Genomic DNA, 18,499 nt, shown 5'->3' on the forward strand with positions numbered 1-18,499 from the left:
AGCGTAGCGAGTCGAGCTTCCTCTAATGGAAAATAGGCTGGCAAATGGACTTGTTATTTATTTGATTGTGCCTAATGTTTATAACTTAAATTTTTTTCTAATATTTTTCAATCATGTAAGTGTTAAGAAAGTGAATATTATGTTATATTTTACGTAAATAAACTCCAATAACTTTTAAATATTTCAACCCCCCACAGCATAGAAATCAAACTTCCAACTGCTATAAATGGCCCAAACGCTATCTTTTCCTTTGCTTTTTTTAATTTTAGGCATAATATAACGATTCCTATAAATCCACCTATTATTATTGCTAAAAATAATCCAATTAAAATCCCTTTAACGCCTAGGAATGATCCACAAATAGCTGCTATTTCAATATCACCTTCACCCATTCCTTTAGTTAAAAATACTATTAGACCTATGATGCCAAAACCTATTGCTCCACCTAAAATCAAGTCAACAATTCCATTTTTATAAACAACAGCTTGAATTATTATAAATATACACGCTATAATACCGCCAAAAAGTGTGGTGCTTGTATAAACAAATTGAGTATCATAATCTATCATTCCAACAACAATTAGAATTGATGCTAATATGCAATACTTTAATGTAATTAAGGTTAATCCAAATTTAAAATATATTAGTAAATATAATACCGCATTAAAAATTTCTATAAGAGGATATCTTACTGATATTTTCTCCTTGCAGTATCTACACTTTCCTCCAAGAAAAAGATAGCTGATTACCGGAATCAAATCTAAAGACATTAATTTGTGATTACAGTTTGTACAATGTGACGGTGGAAACGCTATTGATTGTTCCATCGGGATTCTATAAATACATACATTCAAAAAACTTCCTATAACCAATCCTAAAACAGCTATGAAGACATTTTCCAATCTATCACCTCTCCTTTTTACCATTTTTTAAAATATTATGTAATATTTTCATATTTATATTTTATACTTTAAAATACATTTTTTCAATATTTTTATATTTGCGTTAGATTTAAATATTATTTATCAATAAATAATATCTCTTTAAATGTTTACTCTAACTTTTGCGCAAAAAAAATACCGACCTTAATAAAAAACAAAGGCCGGTTGCACTACTAACTCATCATATATAAAGTGCCCAAAATAAATATATGAATCATTGTTTCCATATTGATTTCTTATAAATAATAATATTTATAAATTTCAATAATTATTTAATTTTATATATTTTTACCAATATTATAGCAATTTCTTATAAATTATATTTTATAATTATATATAAAGTATAATTTATTTACATATTACCATATTATATCTAATCATTCCATAATTTTTATAAACTTTTACTAAATTTTAACTCAAACTTATATATTGTCTCCTACCTATCATTTTGTACCCACTTTTCATATTCTTGTCTGGATATAAAATTGTCATTTACAAGCCTTCTTAAATCCATCTCTATTGTCTGCATTCCAAACTTAGAACCCATTTGAATAAAGCTATTTATTTGTTCATAGTTTCCTTCTCTAATTAAATTTCTTATGCTAGGGGTACACACCATTACTTCCATTGCTGCAACTCTACCCACTCCCGATGCATTAGGTAATAAAATTTGAGAAACAACTCCCTTTAATAGCGACGATAACTGAATCTTCACTTCATTTTGATGTCCAGCTTCAAAAGAGTTTATAATTCTATATATGCTGTTTGCTGCACCCATGTTATGTAAAGTTGAAAAAACTAAATGACCAGTTTGGGCTGCCCTTAAAGCTATTTCTATTGTTTCTGGGTCTCTCATTTCTCCAACTAATATAACATCTGGATCTTGTCTAAGCGCTGCTCTTAATCCATCGGCATAACTCTTAGTGTCCTGCCCAATTTCTCTTTGGTTTACCATAGATCTATTGTTCTCATATATATATTCAATTGGTTCTTCTAAAGTTATTATATGTTTTTCTTTACTCATATTTATTTCGTTAACCATTGCTGCAAGAGTAGTACTTTTCCCTGACCCTGTCGGTCCAGTAACTAATACTAAACCATCACTTAATTCCGTGAATTTTTTAAGAGCAGGAGCCATTGTTAAATCCTTTAGTTTGGGTATAGTCTCTTTAATTACTCTAAGACATATAGAATATCCTTCCCTGCACTTATAAGCATTTACTCTGAAATTACCAATGCCTTTTCTATTATACTTAAAGTCTATTTCCCCATTTTCTAAGAAATAATTGAAACTTTCTGGTATTAACTCTCTAATGCATTCTTCCACAGCCTCATGGGGAATACTGCTTTCAAAAACATTCACTAAATTTCCATCTATCCTTACCATCGGTCGTAATCCTGATGTAATATGTATATCTGATACATTACTTATATCCATATCATTAATTAGCGTGTCTATCCTTGACATATTATTCCTCCTTAATATAGCATAAAACAATTTTTGTATATTTTACTATATACAACATATAATATTTTCACTAAAATTGTCAATATCCATTATTTTACTCAATGAAATTATTCTCTTTGATCTTGAAACTCAAACTGGCTAAGTTTCAAATCAGGCAAGAATTCAACTACTTAACGATGAAGCGCGTAGTCGTATTAATACAGTATTCATAGTCTCATAGTTATATGTAAATAGCATATATAAAGTTTTAAGTTAATTTATATAATACATTAAATATAACTATTTCTTTTCTTGAAATATTTTTTATATTAAATTAATATTTTAGACACAATATTGTAACAAATACCATTTATAATAATATCATAAACAATTTATACAAATTGTTTTTATATGAAATATAATATATAAATCAGTTTTCAGGATAGCTTGTTCCCCCTTATCAAGTTATCCTTTGTTTTTGCGTAACGCTATGAATTATCACCAAATAAAATTTCAAGCTAAATTCCACAATTAAATCTATAGACGCAAAAATAAGAGTAATAAACAATATCTCTACTGACTATTACTCTTATCCTTGGAATGTTTGAATAAAGTTTGTTTACTAACTTTACTTAGGAATATATATTAATATTAGATTACTATAATTTTAACATACAATCAATACATAATCAATACTTATTAATAAATATTATCGTTTAATATTTATTGTGTTTTTAAATTTTGGGTATATATTTTGATATACCTTTTTGAACTGCTGTTTCTTACATAATTTTCTTATTAATGGAAACTAGTTATCTAATATACACGTTCTATTAATAATCTTAATTTCTATCTGTTCTGTTAATTAAGTGTATATTGGTAATATTAAATTGAAATTTTCCCATATTGTATTATCTTTCACGTATGCAAATTTTCTTATATGAATGAAGGTATTTTAGTTAATACTGTCAACACTATGTAGTATGATGAAATAACTAAACAAGATTTAAAAAACTCAATTTTATATAATTTCCAAAATGTTATAAATAAAACTATAGGTGTAATCCCCTTTAATACAAATGTAGTTAATCTAATAAATTTATCTATGTCAAGTGTATAAATATTAAAATATTGAACAAAATCTAACAAAATAAACAAAATAATTAAAGGAGAATATGATAATAATATAGAATTTATTATTCTTTTTAACCTAGTTTTCCATGTATTTGAATCATTTCTAAGAGCAATACTTGTAAAAACAAATAAAGTGGTACTAGAAAGAATCCAGTATACCAATAATAGTTGAAAAATAATTAAAGAACCAATTAATATATTTCCTAATGATACAGTACCGCTAATTGCTTTAGAATATGATAAACCACCAAAAACGAAAATTAATATAAATAAAAAAAATATTTTTTGTCTCATTTTAGAATCTCCTTTATAGTAAATGTTTCTATTAGAGCTGCAATTGCTAATAATATAAAAACAATTAATAATGCTTGTTTAATTTTTTTTAATTCTATTGATTTATTCTTTATAATTAATGTCCAACCAATGTTTGCACCACAAGATGTGAGAATAGCCATGCTTATAGCTTCTAACGATACAAAAAAAACATTATAAATATTATGATTTAATTGCAGTACATATCCAAATGTGTTACCGTTTAAAAATGAATTTATTATTCCTGTAACTCCAAGTGTTAAACACGATATAATACTATAAAAAATATCTAAGATATAATTATGTATTAAAATACTGAAAAAACTAACAATAAAACTTCCATTTAATTGCGCACTATAATTATCAAAAATTTGTATCACTGAGAAAATATTTAGTTGATTAGAAGAATTATCTCTGTTTGTAATAAATCCAATGTACATACCACAAATAAGGGCAAAAATAATTATTACATTTATAATTGTTGAACGTAGTCTTTTTTTACCCAAAATATATCTCTCCTATCGTATTTCATTTGCATATTTCTTATAAAAATAGTAGAATACTAAAGTGAATACTTTAGTATTCTCACCCTATGTTAAAATTAGAACACATCAACATAGAGTGAAATTTATTTATGTTCTATAGAAAGTATATTTAAGCATGTGCTTTCTATAGAGCAGTACCAATTCCAATGGCTATTCCTAATTCTGGAAGAGAAGAAACTATCAATGAAGCAATTGCAAATACACTTTCACCTTCGGCATAAAGTTCACTAATTACACTAAACCAGCCTAAAGATTCCATTTTAGTTAGTATCGCAGTAGCTGCACCAGTAAGACCACCATAATTACCAGTTACAACTGCATAAACAATAGCATCTGGTGTTGTAATATTTTTATCAAGAGTTGAATCCTTTATTTTAAAAACATCTTCTTCAGAAAATGATTGTAAAATAGTTTGATTACTTGCTAAATCAACAATTGTAACATCATAACCGCTAACTCCATCTTTAGTTTTTGGAACTACGGTTAACTTCATTGTTTCTTTTACATCAGAATTTTTTCCTTCACTTACAGTATACTCCCCTTTCTTTGATGAATTTTCCTTTACATCAATTTCTTTAGAACCAGCTGAGTATCTAACCTCATAATTCGATACTCTAGTTGCCTTTACCTGATTTTTTTCTAGTGGATTTTTTACAGCAGCTGAAGCTGTACTAACTGTTGCTAAAGATGAAGCAATTGTTAGTCCCACAGCTACAAATTTCATAGATTTTTTCATATAATGCCCTCCATGTTAATTTAATCTTATTAATAAATAAGTATATATATAAAATTTATTAATAGCTTTGAAATAAACAATATTATTATTGTTTGCTAATTGATTTTAAATGTTTAATTCTGTTTTGAATTGATATATTACCTTTAAGAATTCCAAATGTTCTTAATAAAACACCTAAAAAAGAGAATTCCTCTATCAATTGATTATCTTTAATCTTAAAATTTAATTGGTTTAATGAATTAATGCAAAAATCTATTCCCAATTGCTTGGCTGCATATTCATCAGCTTTCAATTCTATATAAGTAACTAACAAAGGATGCATAAATAAAATTACTATTATAGGTATAAAAACTAATGATGCAACATTGGGATTCGTAATTTGTATGTAACAATAAATTAACGCAAATGAATAAGTACATAAATCTTCTAAAAACCCCTTAATATTATCAAAAGATTTTATGTGGCCTTTTTCATGTTGTATTACATAACTAATAATAGAATCACTATAGTTTAATACATTAGGACTAAGAAGCACTTTCTTAAATGCTGTAGTTGCTAATTGAGATTTATTTATTATTAATGGAGTTATATTAATTCCTTCTTTATATTCGAAAGAAAACTTAAAATAGCACCATCTAATCGCTAATTTTTCTATAAATATACTTGTATAAACAAAAGAAATTATAATTGCTAATCCATATTTTACAATGTCTAAATTAGAAAGGACTGTGTACAATGCTATTAAAACTATCAATGTTAAAAATAGTATTAATAAATCTTTTAAGCAGTCAATTGACTTTGGATTGTTAATTTGCACAATACATACTTTATCATCTTTATAAAAATACTTATATGTACCAGTAAAAGTGCTTATTTGTGCAATGTTTTTAGGGAAAAATGCCAAAATAAAATACATTATAAATGGATTTCTTAATTTAATAATCTTAATATTTTGTTTACTCCCCAGTTCTATAGTAAAAGGAAATTTCTTTATACTATATAAAGTTATTAATATAAATACTGTACCTAAAAAAAGCCAAACAAATGGATGTTCAAACTTTGAATCCAATCCATATGCAAAAAGAAATAATATAAGTAAACTCAATATTTGTAGTGATATGCCAACAGTAATATTAGCTGTAGATATAATTGAACTTTTATTTTTCATATACTCTCCTAACGTTTATTTTATGTAAAAAACATCCAATACTGAAAATTACTATTAAAACTAGTATAGGTACAATTATACATAATTGCATCTATAATTCCATATAATTTTCATTAAAGGACATTTTTAGGCATAGAAATCTAATTTTTACACCAACAGCATTTTATTCTACTATATTGTCGTTTAATACTGCCTGTATTGAATTACCTACGTTAATATGATATTTTTTTCTTTTTTAATATATTAATATTGCTAACACTATCAACATTTGTACATAGTAGACTAATATGTCAAATAACTAATGATTCAAGTGCTTTTGCAAAACAATAAGACAAGAATATATCTCTATACTCTTGACTCAATAAGAAAACATTAAAATTATACCTCTTCCTTAAATGGTAACTTAATTGTAAATTTAGTTATGTTATCATCGCTCTCAACTGATATCTTACCACCGTGCTTTTCAATTAATTCTTTTGTTATGCATAACCCATACCCGTGATTTTCGCCATTATTAATCTTAGTAGTAAAACCAGAACTAAAAATTTCATAAATAATTTCTTCCGGAATCTTTTCACCATCGTTTTCTATTGTTATTACTATATTACTTAAATCTTGAAATGATTTTGCTACTAAAGTACCACCCTTCTTCATTGCTCTTATTGCATTATTAGTAATGTTAATTATTATTCTATACAATTCCATTTCATCTATTGTAACCAATTTGAAATTTGCACTGTCTTCAACTATAACATTCATGCCTTCTCCTACAGCATGTTTAGTTGCAAGTGAAAGCAAAGAAGCTTGCTCTAAGCTTTCATCAGTCCCATTTGGATTATTCTGATTTATAATACTTTTCAAAAGCCAAGCTGCCCCTTTATATTTCTCCATATCTACTAACTCATATAACGAGACCATTTGTAAGCCATAGCTGTTTTTAATACTCTTTAATTCTTTATTTTTGCTTGATAAAATTCTATTTAGTCCAGATATCTCTTTAGCTTTTAATGCTGTTTTACCAAAGATTACGATAATAAATCCCAAAAAAATAAATAAAGCTGCAAATACACCATCGCTCAATATTGCATTATCTTTATCGTAAGAAATCAAATGTAAAGAAATTAGAAAATCTGGAAGAAAGCCTAATATAATTCCATAACTAATCGATATATTTTCGTGCGATAAAATCTCATATATCTGCTTGATATTATTTATAAATTTCAAACACAAAATCATTAGAACTAATTGTGATATATAGAGAAGAATTATATTTATTATAGTAATATATTCATTAAACAAATCATTTGTATTAAATATTCCATATACTAAATTACCAAATACAAATAACCATACAGCCAGTATTGAATATATTAAGCTGTATCCAATAATAGCTTTACTGTACTCATTTTTAAATAATAGCGATATTATAGCTATAGATACTATATGTGTAACAAATATGCAAATAGAAGTATTTCCAAATACATATGGAATAGCAAATCCATTAACTGTAAGCATGATTATACACATAACTTTCTTAATATCTAATAATTTATTAATGTTTAAACAATAACTTATTACAAAAACAAATAACATACTTTGAAGTATTGATATGACAATATCAATGAAACACATTTTTAATTCACGTCTCCTTTACCTTATGAAGCTTTATCTCATCTTAAATTTTTCATTGATCCTAGCACATCATCTGATCCAGTTTATAGATATGCTGAAAGGCTTGTTTTAATTATTTTCCTTGAAATATTCAATAAAATGTCTGTAAATTAATTATGTTGACACAATACTGTAACAATTTCTTTATATAATAACATTGTAATTCTTTTAACATATTTTTTATTTTATGATAAATAATATGGAATAGAAATGACTTATTTCCCTAAATTTAAGTCATTTCTTTTTTATGTAGCAGCATCAAGTGGCAGACTAATTATTGAATTTGTAGTTACATCTATAAGACTTGTTACAGCCGATGCCATTGTATTGTCAAAAGATATGCTTACTACAAACTTATTCTATTTTTTATTAGTATCCTTACTATCCTTGCTATTATCCTCTCCATTTTTCTCTGTCTTTCTTAGTGTAATTTTAATTGTGTACTCCATATTTGCACCTCATTTTAACATATCGATTGAAGAGAGTAATAAATCTTTATATAGATATTATCTATTATTTGATATGTCAAATTATATTTATTATTTACATTAGATATCTTTTCAATATCAGATAATGTTAAATCTTCTAACTTAGCAATAAATTCAAACTCTAAGTTTTTTGATAAACTATTCTTTATCGCCTTTATAATTTCATTGTTTATATTCATACCATATTCTCTCCCTCACATAATAATTTTGCAAATTCTACACTCTATTTATTTATTTTTTATCATTTCATATAATTAATTTATAAAAGCCTCCGTACAAAAGGAATATCCATGAACAATAACTTATATTATCCTGTTAAGCCGTGCTAATTGTCAAGTTATAAGAAAAAAAAACAATCAAAACTAATTAATTTCTGTTTGTAATTAGTTTTGATTGGTGGGTTGCATCATTAACTGAGAATCCTCCAGATGCCCAAATAGAGAGAATTCCTCACAGTTCCCAATCCGTATATGATTATGTAAATTTATGTATTTATATGTCCATATTATCATTAAAAGGTAAAAAAAACAATAATTCTGAAAGAAAAAAGACCTAGAAATATTTTTCTAAGCCTTAAATATCTTTATCTATACATAAACTTTAAAATTCTCTCTTCTTGTTTTTGCATTTCATCAAATTGTTTATTAACTTTGTTATTAATATCTTGCATCATATCATCAATTTTATTTTCTTCTTCATTATATTGATTTGCAATATAATCAAAATTAGGAATATTATCAAGTGTGAAATCCACTTCTGGAGCTGTAGTAGTATCAAGCGGCAGACTAATTGCTGAATCTGTAGTTACATCTATAGGAATGGTTACTGCCGATGCCGTTGTATTGTTAAAAGATATGCTTACTGCTGAACCAGTAGTATCATTTATATTAATTATAGTCAAATTTCCATATACATTTCCATCATTGGAGTTGAATTTGTAATCATTAAGATTTGTATTAGGATTATGTAATTCTTGTCCAACTTGTTGCCATACATCATTATCTTGTCTACACGCAGCACTTGTACTAACTGGCAACGCTATGAGCATACTAGTACAAGCTATTGTTAATGCTATTGTTTTTAATTTCATTACCATGCACTTCCTTTTGATTTTATATCAACTATATTATACCATAACTGTTTAAATTTCAGTATAAATATATAATTATATTGTTTAAGTTCATTATCCGTCATTTTTTTCACATATATACTTTTTTGCTAATCATCTATTAACAAACTTAAATATTATATTTTTCCTTTGTCATAATGCAGAGTTTTCATTGCTCTCTAGCCTTAATGACTTTAATTTTATTTAATATGAATTTTATATTAAATTAACCAATTTATCATAATTTTATAATAATAAGCTTATATAATAGACTTATGATAATGATTTAATTTTTTATCGCTATTTTTCCCTTAACTAAACATAATACAGTATTCAGGATATTCTGTTACACCATAGCAGTCTATCCTTTTCTATTTTAAACAATTATTTTGCCTATATTTTAATAGTCTAAGGCAGCACATGAAGCTCATAATATGATTTTTTGACTTAAAGAACTTTAGAAAAGTGTACTACGTATTACAAATATTTATAAAATTAAAAAATTTTTATTTGATAGGCTTTAATGTTCCGCCTCCACTTAAAGTTATAGTTTTTCCATTCAACCAACTATTTGCGTTATTGGATGAATCATAATAAATCGTATTTCCATTATCTTTAATATTAGATAACTCTGTATTTTCATCTGTTAATGTTGTTATATAAGATGTTCCTGTTACTGTCCATGTAGAATCTTTATCTAAAGATAATGTAATAGATTTTGCTTTATTATCTTCATTAATTGTACTTGTTAATGAAGAATTGTTTGTTAAATTTAAAATTTCTGTACTTATATTATCACAGGTAATCGCTCCTTCAAGAGTTTGGTTATCTGCGTTTAATGTAACATTCCCTCCATTTGAACCTTGAGTTCCCCATCTTGATGTTGCTGCTGAATTTAATAAGACTCCTGTACTGTTCTTTAATGTAACTCCTTTCAAGTTAATTTCTGCATCAGTATTTGTGATAAAGAACATTGCTCCTTCGGCTGATGAAAGACTTCCTCCTGTCATGTTAAAATAACCTGTACCAACTCCAGAGTCACCCGACATACTTTGATAAAGCATAACACCATTACTCTTTTCACCTGAAATATTAGAATCGTATAAAGTAATAGAATTCTTACCTTCTATGCAAGCAGCTTCTGAACCTGTAGCCTTAAGTGTTGCGCCTTTCACTAAAATGTTGCCTGTAGAATATATTGCTGGAGAACCTTCACCTGCTGTATTCATAGTTCCACCTGTTACTTGAATCGTTCCTTCTCCTCTATCTGTAGCAAGTGCTGCACAGTGTGCCCCTTGAGTTGAGATATTTACATTTTTAGCAATTATAGTACCATTATAAGTTGCATCTAAGCCTCTTGAAGAATTTTTAGCTGTATTAATAGTTACATTTGAAACATTTATTACTGATGCATCACCTGTTGAAAAGATTCCATTTGAACCTTCTGAATTAGTATTAACTGTACTATCACTTATTGTAATATTACTAGCTCCTGCTGCTGCCACACCAGCGTTAACACCATAGAAATTAGATTCGTCTTCTGAGGTCGTATCTCCTGACTTTGTAATAGTTGCTCCAGAAACTGTTAAATTACCGCCATTACTTACTAAAATCGTATTTTGATTTGCTTCAGCTGCATTAATTTTCTCGTCTTTCGACGTTTTTGTTTCACCATTTACTGAATATGCTCCAGTTAAAGTAATACTTCCAGTCTGTGAGCCTCCTGTATAAGTCGTATTATTAGACTCCACAGTAATACCTGAAATATTTCCAGTGCTATCATAAGTTACACTTAAAATTTCTCCTATAGTTATATCAGCTAATGTACCTGATATAGTTTTACTTCCTTTTGTAACGGTAATTACATCTTCATTAGAAATATCTATTGTCTTTTCTTCTCCACTTAACTCAAATGTTGTCGTATTACTATTTCCCATTCCTGGGCCATCACCTCCTTGTGGTTGTTGTCCATCAGGAGCTCCTCCGCCTTGAGGTGGTGCTGGTGGTGCCTGGTTATTCCCAGATAACGCTCCTGAGCTATTATCCGAAGCTTGATTTTGGTCTATTTGGCTTCCTTGAACTGATGTTGGAATATTATTTGATGTTCCTCCCCCTTGAGATGGTGTTTGTCCTTCATCAGGCGCTTTTTGAGTACTTCCTCCTGTTTCTGTATTATCTTTAGTAGATTCTTTTCCTAGCGATATGGTTACTTTGCTTCCATCTATAGCTTTAACTCTTCCCAATATTGTAGAATCTTTGATTTGTTCTGCTGAATTTTCTGTATTTGAATTGCCGCTTGATTTATTTGCGCACCCAGCAACTGTACTTCCAATTAAAAGAGTGGCGATTAATACTGCTATGATTTTATTATACTTTTTTCTTATCATTTTACATCCTTCTTTCATTCTAATTTTTATCCTAATTATTAATAATTACATTCTTTATGGAAATTAATATTATTAATAAACTTCATCCTTTTGTGTTCTGCTTATGTATACATAGTAGTCCTTAAACCTTAAATTAGTCTTAAATAAAAATTTCAGATTAATTTAAGAAAACTATGATAAACTGATATTACACTTATAATTGTTAAGGAAAAGAGGTAACAAAATATGAGAATTCTAATAGTTGATGATGAATTAAGATTAGCTGAAACTTTAGGACAAATTATGATTGAAAATAAATATCTTGTTGATATTATTAATGATGGCGAAACAGGATATGACTATGCTATGAGTGGTATTTATGATGTGATTATATTAGATGTTATGCTTCCCAAAATGAACGGCTTTGATATAGTGCGTAAAATGCGTGCAAATAAAGAAAAAACACCAGTGATATTATTAACTGCAAGAGATGAAGTTATTGACAAAATAACTGGTCTTGACTGTGGTGCTGACGATTATTTAACCAAACCTTTTTCTACTGAAGAATTACTTGCAAGAGTTAGAGCTTTATCTAGAAGACAAGGGGCAATAATATCAAACGAACTAAACTTTGGAGATTTAGTGTTAAATCAATCTACCAATACACTTTTTTGTGGTGCTAAATCTGTGAGGTTAGGCTTAAAGGAATTTGAAATCCTAAGATTATTAATGTCTAATCCTAATAATATTATTACTAAGGAAGATCTACTTCTAAAGGTTTGGGGATCAGATTCTAACGCTGAAGATAACAATGTAGAAGTCTATATATCTTTTTTAAGAAAAAAACTTTTCTTTTTGGATTCTAGAGTCTCAATAGAAACAGTTAGAAAGATTGGATATCATCTAGGGGAGAAGATAAAATGATTAAAAAGTTGAAAAAAAAATTTGTTTTTATTAATATGATTCTCATATTTATTATACTATCTCTTACTTTTGGTGCTGTTTATATTTCTACTAGTAATAGACTTGTCCGAGAAAGTAATGATATGCTGCAAAAAACTATTGAACAGGAAAATGAAATACATAAAAATCAAATTAATATAGATGATCCAAATAACTATTCTCCACCACCTCCTCAAATTCTTTCTTTTGCTGTTCAATTGGATAAGAATAATAATATAACTAATGTATTTTATAATAATATGGATGAAGAAGATATGGACACATTAATGACACTAGTAAATTCTGCTCTAGCTGATAGCAATACAACTGGATTAATACAAAATAATAGTTTTAGATTTTTAAAACATGCTAATGAAAAAGGTACAAAGATTGCATTTACTGATAGAAATTTAGAAATAAATACATTAAAATCACTTCTAAAAACTTTTATTTTAGTTGGACTTGGAAGCCTAGCAGCATTTTTCTTAGTCAGTTTATATTTAGCTAACTGGGCAATCAAACCTATAAAAAAATCATGGGAACAACAGCGACAATTTGTAGCAGATGCTTCACATGAGCTAAAAACGCCACTTACTGTTATTTTGGCAAACATTGATATTATATTGTCTCATAAAGAAGATGCAATAAGTAATCAAATAAAATGGATAAATTACATAAGAACTGAAGGCGAAAGAATGACAACTTTAGTAAACAATTTACTTTTTCTAGCTAAAACAGATTCCAGTAAAAATGAAATTGATCTTTGCAAAGTTGATTTTAGTGATATTGTATGGAATTGTGTGTTACCGTTTGAATCAATTGCCTTTGAGGAAAATAAAATAATAAACAATGAAATACCTTCAAATATTTTTATAAATGGGGATAATAATAGACTAAAACAACTTGTCTTCATTCTTATTGATAATGCAATAAAATACGTTAATGAAAAAGGTAATATTAATGTAAACTTGCGCCAAACTCAAGATAAAGTGTACCTATCAGTTAATAATACTGGCGAGCCTATTCCTAAAGCTAATATTCAAAACCTTTTCGAGCGTTTTTACCGTGTTGATGAGTCTAGGGTTAGAAAAAAAGATGGTTATGGCTTAGGACTTTCTATTGCAAAAAACATTGTAGAATCCCATAAGGGGAAAATTAATGTTACAAGTTCTAAAGCTGAAGGTACTACTTTTACTGTATCTTTTCCATTGTTTAAAAAATAAACATCTTGAACATCGTCAGATTTTAATTGTAAAATGACTATATGACTAAGTTTATAACAATTTCTGCTATTACCTTATTATAATATATACCTTAATGTAAATTAATATTTTATCCTTTATTTACGTTATGTATATCTTAATAAGACAATATATTTTTTTTACCAATTTTACAGTGGTTATTTTATATACTTCCATAAGATTGAAAAATTCCCACATTATATATGTAGTTAAAACTTACACATTAAAAAGAAAAAAATAGGAGTAATAGAGATTTCTCTCTACTACTCTTATTTTTAGAATATAGATGTTTTCTAATAGACTTGGGAATATCCATTAGTATTATTATGTCTGTATTTCTCTTTTTATATAAATTTTATTATCATATTGCTAATTTAAATTATAAGTCTTTAGTTATATATTTAGATGTAATAGCAATTTATCATTGAAATTTATATAACTAATGTTAAAATCCTGTACAACTTGTCAATGTTGCACCTGAAACATCATTTGAACCATTTGAAGATGTACAACTCTTTAATATTGCTTTATTAAATGTAACTTTGTATCCTAAAGCTGATGGTGTACCTGAAGCTGGCAAGTTATAGTTGTATTTACCATTACTGCTTCCAATACAACCTGTCAAATGAAGAGTACCATTTTGGTTGTTTCTGTCAAATCCACTTCCTGTATTTCCAGTTGCTGTACAATTAACAAGTGTATGTTCTAATGGATCTAAATGTGCTGCAACACCTGAAGTTTTATTATCTACACCTCCAAGTTTAAATCCATTGCCATCACCTTTTACTGTTTTTCCACTTGATGTTTTAGCAGAACCATTATTTATTGCTTTACAGTTTTCAAAATATACTGCACCATGAGCTGCATATAAATCATATCCATCATCAGAATTTCCTTCAGATGTACAACTATATAATTTATTTCCTATCCCTGAGTGTAATTTAATTGCAAATCCATCTGCATTTTCTCCAGTTGCATCTGCATTGCTATACGAATAAACATTAGTCAAAGTATTATTAGCAGCTCCATTTGATAATTGAACTCCCGCATCACTATTATTATGAACATTTAAGTTTGTGAGTTTATTATTGGAGCCTTCCATATAAATGCCATTATCTGCTGCTCCATAAATATCCAAGTCTTCAATAGTTGATCCATTAGTATTAATTACAAACCCTTTTCCAGAACTTCCAGAAGTTGAAGAAAAATTCACTTTATCTGTACTCTTTCCAGTTTTTCCTTTTATTGTTACACCCGCAGGTATTTTTACTGTGTCTGAGGTTACTGTGCCTGAAATAAGAATAGTATCTCCAGATTTAGCTTTAGATATAGCCGTTGATAGGGATGTTCCTGATGAACTAACTGTGTAAGTTGTAGATGCATAAGCTGGTACACCTTGCAATAAACTTCCTCCTGTAACCATAATTCCTAGCGCTGCAATTAAACATAAACTCTTAATCTTTTTCATAACTAAATATCCTCCTCATATTGAACTATTATATTTTTTGATTTTTAAGCAAGATAATATTAATATTAGATGAGTGTGTGCATTGTTAACGTGTTCAAAAAAGAATTGTCTAAAAGATGATCATCTTCAAGTATACGTTACCATATCATTTACTTATTTAAAATATCTATTGCATTAAACATATAATTTATGGAACAAAAATACAAATTTAGTTATTTAGTAATATATATCTTAATTTAACTCCATCACAGCGAAAAAACTCACGATATTGCAAAAACCTCACCCATCACCCATGATATTATTTTTCTTGAATACAGATCCATAATGCTTGTTAGATACACAAAACCTTCATAAGTCCAGATATAAGTAATATCTGAGCACCAGACAGCATTTGGTTCTTCTAGATTAAAAAATAAGACCAAGGAACATTTATAGCTCTTCAGCCTTAATGAGTTTACTTTTATTTAATACAAAGTTTATATTGAGTTAATCAGCTTGTCATAATACTGTCACAATAGCCTCATATAATAAAATCATGATAATAATTTAAATTTTCATTATTTATTTACCCCTTAAATAAATATCTCAAACAGTTTATAGGATAGCTTGTTACCCTTTATGCAAGTTATCCTTTTTAATTTGCTTCACTTTTACCTCAGTTTCTTAATTCTTTATTTATACTTATATATTACAATAAGAATGCAGGAAAAAAACCTATCAAAATCTTTATTAGAAATACTTTCAAATATAACCTGCAACCATAAGCAGGTTATATTCTCATAACAATTATGATTTATTATTTTATATAGCGGATAAATTATTATTTTTATAACTTTTTAAAGTTCTTTTAGAATAATTCTGTATCTCTAGTTCAAGGATAAATTCTTTCAATAAATTTTCTAATAACAAAAAAACACCCCCTGTTAATAGCAGAAAGTGTTTAATATAACATACACCATTAACAAAAACCATAATGGGTGTATATCTTAATTATTTCAATTTTAGAATTAAAATTTCGATTTATTCAGAGTTAGTAATACCAGCTTGTGATCCCTTTATTCATCCCATCCTTCAGGGAATTCAGCATTATGATAAACATCTTGAACATCGTCATCATCATCAAGTAAGTCTAACATCTTTTGGAATTTCTTAGCATCAGCTTCATCTATTGCTGTGTATGTATCTGGAATCATCTTAACTGAAGCTTCTAAGAATTCAACACCTTGTGCTTCTAATGCTTCTCTCACCGTTCCGAAATCTTCTGGTGCAGTTGTTACTACAAACACTTCATCTTCATCAGCTGAAAAATCTTCTGCTCCTGCATCTAAAGCCATCATCATCATTTCTTCTTCATCTTTATCACCTTTTTCAATGATGATTTCTCCCTTTTCTTGGAACATGAAAGATACACATCCTGTTGTTCCCATATTTCCGCCGCCTTTTGTAAATGCACTTCTTACATTTCCAGCAGATCTATTTTTATTATCAGTAAGAGTTTCTACTATTACAGCTACTCCGTTAGGGCCATAACCTTCATAAACTATATTTTCATAATTAACTGATGATAATTCACCAGATGCTTTTTTAATTGCTTTTGAAATAGTATCATTAGGCATGTTTGCTGCCTTCGCTTTTGCAACTACATCTCTTAATTTTGCATTTGTATCTTGATTAGCTCCACCATTCTTAACAGCCATCACAATTTCTTTACCTATCTTAGTAAAAATCTTACCTCTTTTTGCATCTGTCTTGCCTTTTTTTGCTTGAATGTTATGCCATTTTGAGTGTCCTGACATGTGTTTTCCTCCTTACTCTATTTTAAGAAATAATTCATAATATAAACCTACAAGTTACAATTAACACTTAACATTATACTATTTAGAAATCACAATTAAAATTCTTATAGGATTTCTTAATTTTATTATTGTAGAATCACTATTACAATATATAGTATGATTTTTAAGCATGCACTTATATAAATTTACAATATAATTAATTATTTTTCAATACAAAAATCCAACAGCTATTATACCACAATTTTCATAAGTTAACAATTACATCACGAGAAATCAAAAACTAAAGCTACTTATAATCTGTTCCCCTTTACCACACGTTATTTCACCACTCTGTAATTCTATCACTTCTTCATTATCATCTTCGACACTATTAATCTCATTTGTGGCTATATTGTTTTTCCGCTTACCCTTATTTATATTTTTTTCTCTAGTTTTTGAAACATTGAACTCCTGTTTTCCTACATGAATGTCCTTCATACAAGTCTTAGAATTATTAACAGTTTTATCAATACAATTAATTTTATTTCCATCATTCATATTCAAAACCTTATCGGTTATAGCATCCTTAGAAGCATCATGGTTTATGAAACTATTACCACTAGAACTTCCAATATTATTTATCATATTTAGATTATCCTTAGCCTCCGTGCTTTCTTCTGCATTGCTATTATTTAACGGAATAACCTTATCATTTAAATCAACTGCTGCCTCAGAGTTATCTTTTAATTGCTTTTCATTCTGTGCTGTATTGTTTGAAGGTTTATCCTCAGAAATTTTAGAGTTTAAGTCAATTTTATCTTCTCTTTTAACTTTTTCCTCTATCTTAATATTTTGATGTTTTGCAAAGTTTTTAACTCTGTATATGTTGTCTTCAGTAAGCTCAACCATTTCTAGCTTTATAAAAGTTTTTATGGCAAGCTCCACCTGTGAAACTTCCCTATTAAATTCTATGGACAAAGTTTCTAGGGTGTAGGGAATATTCCTAGACAAAAATAATTCGCCTCCTAAATTAACCTTTCCAGCCAAAGCAATGAGCCTTATCCAAATATAATGAATAAGGTCTCTCTGCTCCATTTTATCTATTATCTTAAATTTAGTATCCTCATGCATATCAACTCTTAATTTAACAAATTTTC

15 protein-coding genes, 1 pseudogene and 2 riboswitches are annotated in these 18,499 nt (G+C 27.8%); of the genes and pseudogenes, 2 read left to right on the forward strand and 14 right to left on the reverse strand.

Annotated features, from left to right (window positions below):
* Positions 1-149: 149 nt before the first annotated feature.
* From CLOBL_RS22810 to CLOBL_RS22855, 10 genes are all read right to left on the reverse strand, one after another.
* Complete coding sequence (locus CLOBL_RS22810) at positions 150-902, reverse strand: A24 family peptidase (RefSeq protein WP_077861124.1); 753 nt, start codon at positions 900-902, stop codon at positions 150-152.
* A 191-nt stretch (positions 903-1,093) separates the two neighbouring features.
* Positions 1,094-1,175: riboswitch (cyclic di-GMP riboswitch) on the reverse strand.
* Between the two features lie 202 nt (positions 1,176-1,377).
* Positions 1,378-2,409: a PilT/PilU family type 4a pilus ATPase gene (locus tag CLOBL_RS22815; RefSeq protein WP_077861125.1), complete on the reverse strand. Its 1,032-nt coding sequence runs from the start codon at positions 2,407-2,409 to the stop codon at positions 1,378-1,380.
* Between the two features lie 915 nt (positions 2,410-3,324).
* A complete protein-coding gene (locus CLOBL_RS22820) occupies positions 3,325-3,816 on the reverse strand; it encodes a hypothetical protein (protein ID WP_077861126.1) in 492 nt (163 codons plus the stop codon).
* The gene (locus tag CLOBL_RS22825; protein ID WP_077861127.1) at positions 3,813-4,340 is read right to left on the reverse strand and encodes a stage II sporulation protein M; all 528 of its coding nucleotides are present in this window, start codon (positions 4,338-4,340) and stop codon (positions 3,813-3,815) included. The genes CLOBL_RS22820 and CLOBL_RS22825 overlap by 4 nt, the downstream gene beginning before the upstream one ends.
* A 163-nt stretch (positions 4,341-4,503) precedes the next feature.
* The gene (locus CLOBL_RS22830) at positions 4,504-5,115 is read right to left on the reverse strand and encodes a hypothetical protein (RefSeq protein WP_077861128.1); all 612 of its coding nucleotides are present in this window, start codon (positions 5,113-5,115) and stop codon (positions 4,504-4,506) included.
* A gap of 85 nt (positions 5,116-5,200) precedes the next feature.
* Complete coding sequence (locus CLOBL_RS22835) at positions 5,201-6,283, reverse strand: hypothetical protein (protein WP_077861129.1); 1,083 nt, start codon at positions 6,281-6,283, stop codon at positions 5,201-5,203.
* Positions 6,284-6,661: 378 nt separating this feature from the next.
* Positions 6,662-7,915 carry an ATP-binding protein gene (locus CLOBL_RS22840; RefSeq protein WP_077861130.1) on the reverse strand — a complete coding sequence of 418 codons (1,254 nt, stop codon included), beginning with the start codon at positions 7,913-7,915 and terminating at the stop codon, positions 6,662-6,664.
* A 502-nt stretch (positions 7,916-8,417) separates the two neighbouring features.
* Positions 8,418-8,621, reverse strand: coding sequence for a hypothetical protein (locus CLOBL_RS22845; RefSeq protein ID WP_077861131.1), 204 nt, complete (start codon positions 8,619-8,621; stop codon positions 8,418-8,420).
* A gap of 207 nt (positions 8,622-8,828) precedes the next feature.
* A riboswitch (cyclic di-GMP riboswitch) is annotated at positions 8,829-8,912 on the reverse strand.
* Positions 8,913-9,025: 113 nt separating this feature from the next.
* The gene (locus tag CLOBL_RS22850; protein WP_077861132.1) at positions 9,026-9,532 is read right to left on the reverse strand and encodes a hypothetical protein; all 507 of its coding nucleotides are present in this window, start codon (positions 9,530-9,532) and stop codon (positions 9,026-9,028) included.
* A gap of 524 nt (positions 9,533-10,056) precedes the next feature.
* A complete protein-coding gene (locus CLOBL_RS22855; protein ID WP_077861138.1) occupies positions 10,057-11,937 on the reverse strand; it encodes a hypothetical protein in 1,881 nt (626 codons plus the stop codon).
* A gap of 225 nt (positions 11,938-12,162) precedes the next feature.
* On the opposite strand from CLOBL_RS22855, the gene CLOBL_RS22860 reads away from it, so the two are divergent.
* Positions 12,163-12,840 carry a response regulator transcription factor gene (locus CLOBL_RS22860; protein WP_077861133.1) on the forward strand — a complete coding sequence of 226 codons (678 nt, stop codon included), beginning with the start codon at positions 12,163-12,165 and terminating at the stop codon, positions 12,838-12,840.
* Positions 12,837-14,081, forward strand: a complete 1,245-nt coding sequence (locus CLOBL_RS22865) for a HAMP domain-containing sensor histidine kinase (protein WP_077861134.1) — start codon at positions 12,837-12,839, stop codon at positions 14,079-14,081. Before CLOBL_RS22860 ends, CLOBL_RS22865 begins: the two co-directional genes overlap by 4 nt.
* 463 nt (positions 14,082-14,544) lie before the next feature.
* Here CLOBL_RS22865 and CLOBL_RS22870 read toward each other — a convergent pair whose 3' ends face one another.
* The 4 genes and pseudogenes from CLOBL_RS22870 to CLOBL_RS22885 all read right to left on the reverse strand — a co-directional run.
* Positions 14,545-15,567, reverse strand: a complete 1,023-nt coding sequence (locus CLOBL_RS22870; RefSeq protein WP_077861135.1) for a right-handed parallel beta-helix repeat-containing protein — start codon at positions 15,565-15,567, stop codon at positions 14,545-14,547.
* Between the two features lie 278 nt (positions 15,568-15,845).
* Positions 15,846-16,031, reverse strand: a pseudogene (locus tag CLOBL_RS28680) (DDE-type integrase/transposase/recombinase); the annotation flags it as partial.
* Positions 16,032-16,622: 591 nt separating this feature from the next.
* Entirely contained in the window at positions 16,623-17,363 is a 741-nt protein-coding gene (locus CLOBL_RS22880) for a YebC/PmpR family DNA-binding transcriptional regulator (RefSeq protein WP_077861137.1), read from the reverse strand.
* 273 nt (positions 17,364-17,636) lie between these two features.
* On the reverse strand, positions 17,637-18,499 hold an 863-nt coding region (locus tag CLOBL_RS22885; protein ID WP_077861139.1), incomplete at its 5' end, for a phage replisome organizer N-terminal domain-containing protein.

It is taken from the genome of Clostridium sp. BL-8 (assembly GCF_002006495.1).
Classification (GTDB): domain Bacteria; phylum Bacillota; class Clostridia; order Clostridiales; family Clostridiaceae; genus Clostridium.